4 protein-coding genes are annotated in these 6035 nt (G+C 48.0%); all 4 read left to right on the top strand.

The genetic code is table 11. The features are described from left to right. The coding region (locus J5224_RS23030) for an efflux transporter outer membrane subunit (RefSeq protein ID WP_264627572.1) at positions 1-583 on the top strand (583 nt) is incomplete at its 5' end. A 29-nt stretch (positions 584-612) separates the two neighbouring features. After that, complete coding sequence (locus J5224_RS23025; protein WP_319802471.1) at positions 613-1818, top strand: HlyD family efflux transporter periplasmic adaptor subunit; 1206 nt, start codon at positions 613-615, stop codon at positions 1816-1818. An 11-nt stretch (positions 1819-1829) separates the two neighbouring features. Next, positions 1830-3368: a DHA2 family efflux MFS transporter permease subunit gene (locus J5224_RS23020; RefSeq protein ID WP_264627571.1), complete on the top strand. Its 1539-nt coding sequence runs from the start codon at positions 1830-1832 to the stop codon at positions 3366-3368. Between the two features lie 187 nt (positions 3369-3555). Next, positions 3556-6035 (top strand): hypothetical protein (locus tag J5224_RS23015; RefSeq protein ID WP_264627570.1); only part of this gene is annotated, 2480 nt, incomplete at its 3' end.

Raw genomic sequence — 6035 nt, 5'->3', positions numbered from 1 at the left:
GCCAGCTAAAACCGGCATCAACATTCTGGGCCATCGTCCAGACATTAGCGCCGCGCGTTGGCGGGTTGAAGCTGCGGCAAAACGCATTCATGTCGCCAAAACCGCGTACTACCCCGATGTCAGCATTACCGGCTTTATTGGCTATCAGTCGTTCGGCCTGAATAATCTGACGCGCTCGGGCAACGATGCCGGACGCATTGGGCCTGCGCTGTATCTGCCTATTTTCACCGGTGGGCGCTTATCCGGGCAATTAACCTCTGCTGAGGCCAATTACCAAGAGTCCGTAGCGACCTACAACAACACGCTGACGCTGGCGTTGCACGATATCGCCAACGTGGTTACCCGCGCCAATGCCCTGAAAGCCCGCCTGTCGAAAAGCGAAAACGCCTTTGAAAACGCCAAAGCGGCGTATCTCATTGCGGATAAACGCTATCGCGGTGGGCTGGCAACCTATCTCGATGTCCTGACAACAGAGGACGCCATGCTGGATACCCAGCGTGCATTAGTGAATTTGCAATCACAGGCGTTCTCACTCGACGTTTCATTAATCCACGCGTTAGGCGGCGGATTTGATGCTTCTTAATCCTCTCTCGACTTGCAGGAAGTTTTTCTATGTCACAGCGAAATAATGACTCTGCCACGCCTGCGGCGGACACACATTTTCATGCATCGCGCGCGGCGTCATCGCGTAAAAAAGGGTTTATAGGATTGGCTGCCGCGGTGGTTATCGCCGCGGGCGGTTACGGCGTGTGGTATGCGGTGGTGGGCTCGCGCTATGTCACCACTGATAATGCCTACAGTGCGGCGGAAGTGGCGGAAGTGACGCCTTCGGTAACCGGCATTGTGCAGGCGGTGAATGTGGTGGATACGCAGTGGGTGAAGCAGGGGGAGGTGCTGGTACAGCTGGATGACACCGATGCCCGCCTGGCATTGGCGCAAGCCGAGGCGATGCTGGGGCAGTCGCGACGGCGCGTGAGCAGCTATATGGCAACCGATGAGGGATTAGCGGCGCAAGTCAAGGCGCGGGAAGCGGATGAAACGCAGGCGCAAGCGCGGCTGGTCGCGTCACAGGCTGACTTCACTAAAGCGCAGGTGGATTTAACGCGCCGCGAGGCGCTGGCAAAGTCCGGCGCGGTATCCGGTGAGGAATTGACTAACGCGCGTAATGCGATGGCGCAGGCTGAATCTAACCTCAATGTCGCCAAAGCGGCGGCGGTGCAGTCGGTGGCTAATCGTTTATCGACCATCGGTGCGAAAAAAGCCAATGCGGCGTTGACCATTGATGCCACGGTGGAAACCAACCCAGAGGTGATGCTGGCGAAAGCCAAGGTGGAACAGGCGCAAGTGGATTTGGCCCGTACCATTATCAAAGCGCCGGTCGATGGCGTCATCGCCAGACGACAGGTGCAGATTGGTAAACGGGTACAGAACGCCGAGCGTTTGATGACGGTGGTGCCGCTGCACGACGTGCATATCGACGCCAACTTCAAAGAGGTTGAACTGCGCCACGTGAAAATCGGCCAACCGGTTGAAGTTACGGCTGATATCTATGGCGACAAGGTGGTGTATCACGGTGTGGTGAGCGGTGTCTCTGGCGGCACGGGCTCGGCGTTCTCCATGATCCCCGCGCAAAATGCAACGGGCAACTGGATTAAGGTGGTTCAACGTCTGCCGCTGCGTATTACGCTGGACAAGCAGGAACTGGCGAAACATCCGCTTCAGGTTGGCTTGTCGATGATTGCTACCATCGATACCCATAAAACCTTGGATCTGGCGGCATCGGGTCATGAAGGTCTGACAACGGCTCGTCAGGATTAAGGCGCAAAAGCATGAGCCACAACACTACGCAGAATACCTTTCCGCAGCCGTTGACCGGCGCGGCGCTTGTCATCGGAACCCTGTGTCTGGCGATGGCCAATTTTTTGGCCATTCTTGATACCACCATCGCCAACGTCTCTGTGTCGAATATTGCCGGGAGTCTGGGGACGTCAACCAGCCAGGGCACCTACGTCATCACATCCTACGCGGTAGCGGAGGCTATTTCGGTTCCCCTGACCGGTTGGCTGGCTTCACGTTTTGGTGCCCTGCGGGTTTTCGTGATTTGTCTGCTGATGTTCGGCGTCTTTTCAACGCTGTGCGGGATGGCGACCAGCATGAACATGTTGGTGCTGTTTCGCGTCTTTCTGGGGTTTTCTGGTGGGCCGCTGATGCCGCTGTCTCAGACGTTGATGATGCGTATTTTCCCGAAAGACAAGGGCCACGTTGCCATCGGCATCTGGAGTATGACCACCCTGGTTGCCCCGATTATGGGGCCGATTCTCGGTGGCGTTATCTGCGATCAGTTTAGCTGGCACTACATCTTTATCTGTAAGACTCCCTTCGCCATTGCGGCGGGTTTCATGTGCTGGAAGATGCTGCAACGTTATGAAACGCAGACGGCAAAATCGCGCATTGACATCGTGGGACTGGTGTTGCTGGTGGTCTGGGTGTCTGCCTTGCAGATTATGCTCGATGAAGGCAAGGATCATGACTGGTTTGCTTCAACGCGCATTGTCATTCTGGCGATTATTGCACTGATTGGCTTTATCTCCTTCCTGATTTGGGAACTGACCGAGCGCAATCCCGTGGTGGACCTTAAAGTCTTCCGCCATCGCGGTTTTACCACCAGCATGGTGACGCTTTCCCTGGCGTTTGGCGCATTCTTTGGCATTACGGTGCTGACGCCCTTGTGGCTGCAAATCTACATGGGCTATACCGCGACGATTGCCGGTTACTCAACGGCAACGATGGGCGTATTGGCGGTATTTCTGGCTCCGGTGATTGCTACGCTGGCGACGAAAATCGATCCGCGTCCGCTGGTGTTCACGGGGGTGCTGTGGCTCGGCCTGTGGACGCTGTTTCGCAGCCAGGCGGACATGAGCATGACATTTTCCCAGATAAGTCTGCCCATGTTATTCCAAGGCATTGGTATGCCGCTGTTTTTTGTTCCACTGACTGGCATTGCGCTCGGGTGCGTGCTTGAGCGAGAGATGGATTCTGCCGCAGGGTTGATGAACTTTATTCGTACCTTGTCAGGAGCGTTCGCTACCTCCATGGTTAACACGTCATGGGAGAACCAAACCCGCTATGTGCATGCGGAGCTGGCCGGTTTGACGGACAGGGAAGCGGTAGCCACCCATAACATGCTGAATGATGGCATGAATATGGACGCCGTTCGCGGCTCGATAGAGTGGATGTTACAAGGGCAGAGCGTGATGGTTGCCACTAACCATATCTTTATGGTGATTGCCGCTATTTTTGCTGTTGCTGCACTGGTGATTTGGTTTGCGCCGAAACCGAAGAGAGTGAGTATCTCGTCCGTACATTAATAATAATGTTGATGTCTTACCCGTTGCGCTGACAATTCCCTTCCCAGGTTGTCAGCGCTTTTTTATGAATAGATGTATAAAACAATATTTGTCGATAATACGCGCGTTTTCCTGAAAGCACCGCCCTCTCTTCTTGTTCACCATATCGACTTGCCTGATTCTTTAATAAAGGGAAGTTGCCTTGCTGATGAAATGCCAGAATTCCACGCCGAAGATATATCAACCTGTATTCACCGATGAGACGCCGCTAACGGATCGTCTCGGCGATGATACTTTCCCACGGCGTATCAAAGTCATTTCTTGTACGCAAGAAAGTACCCCCGACGGTGTGGTAAACAACCAAGAAATACAGCGTGAAAGCGGTGTGTTAGCCTATATCAAGCAGGTTTTTTTCGCGCGTTTGGTGGAGCCCAAAGAGAGTCATCCCCGAATGCTCCGCCAACTGGAAAAGGGGAGAATGCTGAATGACAAGAGCCAATGCTTGCAACAGGTTCGGTCCGGAAAAGGAAAAAGTTCGATACCTTTGACGCCAAAACAAGCCGCTTGGCTCGGGGGAGTATTACTCGCGGGGGCAGCCGGTGGGGCGTTTTACCGACTGTGGGCAGCCGAAAGATTTAATGCTTCAGAAAACGTGGGAATGCAGCAATCAGAAGCACGCATTATTGCGAATGAAAGCGATATTTCTTTGGATGAATATAATCACGAGCGGGATATTATTAATCAACTCGTGGTTCCAGATATTGAGGGTTCTTATTTCAGTAATAAAAATACAAGGCCCTTGAGTTATCGGGCCGTCACCATTAAGAACAGACAGATCCCTAATGAGATATTAAGGATATTGCAGGATAGATCAATAAATTGGCGCGTAAGAAATGAGTTTGATCTGATCTTTAGGCGGGCTGAAAATTCGCCTGATGTAAAAAACACGCCAAAAAAACGAGAAAGAAATGTCAAACTGCTTATCAAATGTCTTCAATTGACTGCCGCCTTTGTTAAAGAGAATGAGAGACAAGCTATTGATAATAAATCGTATCATTTTGGAAAGATATACCTGGAAAATCTGTTTAAGATAGTCGACCGTCTCTCTCGTAATGACAAACGTACGGTTAATCTTTTTTATCATCAACGAAATGATTTAGCGGAACAAAATGATACCTTTCAGATCCCGACTTTGCTCAATGTCAGAAAAAGGGTCTTTTTACCTAAGCGTAACGATACAGAGCTTTCAAATATTGAGGATGTAAAAGTAACAAGCCTTGTAGACTGTCGTGATGAACGGGACGTTCTTACACCTGCTAAGATAATGAGAGTGATAAGCCGTACATTGAGAAGCCCAGTCTCTACCTTGATTGATGAAGGAAAGATCGTGCTTGATTATAATGTTTACGGCATAGGCTGCGTGGGTAATCATCAATTTGACGATCTTGCCAAAAAAATCGAATCGGTAATAGACAGTATACTTTCATGGATTCCGGTGTATGGCCGGGGGCGTCTTGTTTCTTTGATTCTGTCATCGTTTCTGGACATGATCTCTGATGCTATGGAGAAGAAAGATCTTTCATTAGACAATGCTGGAGAGTTGGAGTCATACATCAGAAATTTGGCCAAAGACCTCATCTCCTCGGTGTTAACCAGGCAATTAGCTGATAACACTAGCAATGGCGCTATTAGCACTATGATGAATGATATAGAGATTAAAAAAAACAAACTTTATATCAATATAAAAGATCAAGATAAGAAAGTTGAAGTTATAGAATCGTTTAATCATTTCTCTGATGTAGAAACTAAAGGTTATATTTTTTATAATGCTAAAAAACAATGGGTTTTGAAAGGTGATATAAATCTTAATCATGTGATTAAATCAACCATGAAAAAATCGACTAAAATTTTAAATGATAAAGAGAACACCTATTTCTTACAAAATAATTCTCCAGAAATATATGGTGATAGTGTTTTTATAAAAAATAAATCAAATATCTATGCGATGATTGGAAATGAAATATTTCCTGTACTCGAATCTGAGGTGACCAAAAAAGTGTATAGGTATGTGGTACAACATGATAACCATCTCACCCCTATCGTCACTCGAGGAGGTGAGTGGGTATTTGAAAATGAAAACTCGCCGGGTATCAGTAAAAATATTCTCACTTTGTTGACGGGTCGACCTTTCTTAACAGAAAAACTTGTCAGTGATGACATCAATCATCAGGATGTGGGACCCATGACGTTGTCTAGAGGAACACAATATGATAAGCATCTTAATCAATATATAAAGATTAATAATAAATATTATCTATTGAAATCAGATTTAAGTAACTATCAATACCTATCAGGGGAATATGATGTTCTCCCCGTGAAACAATCTGGTGATGAATACGATCTGCAATCTCAGTATGCTGACGGTATTTATACGAATTACAAAGAACAATTAGATGAATTGCCCACCAGAGAAACGGAACCTGCTTACTATCTTGATAAAACCATCGTTGATGTTATTAAAAATAACCCGCAGTGGTATAAAAATTCGATTTCTCTAAGTGATGCTGATTTTCTTTATGAACATCTTGGTGTGAGAGATGTTGATGGTGCATTACATATTAATAATGAAAATTTTTTACCCTACAAAAATCGCCTGCTTAAAATCACGTCTCGTGGAGATGATACCTA

It is taken from the genome of Candidatus Symbiopectobacterium sp. NZEC135 (assembly GCF_025962695.1).
The sequence above is the reverse complement of the archived record's forward strand: the minus strand, read 5'-3'. Positions and strand labels throughout refer to the sequence as shown.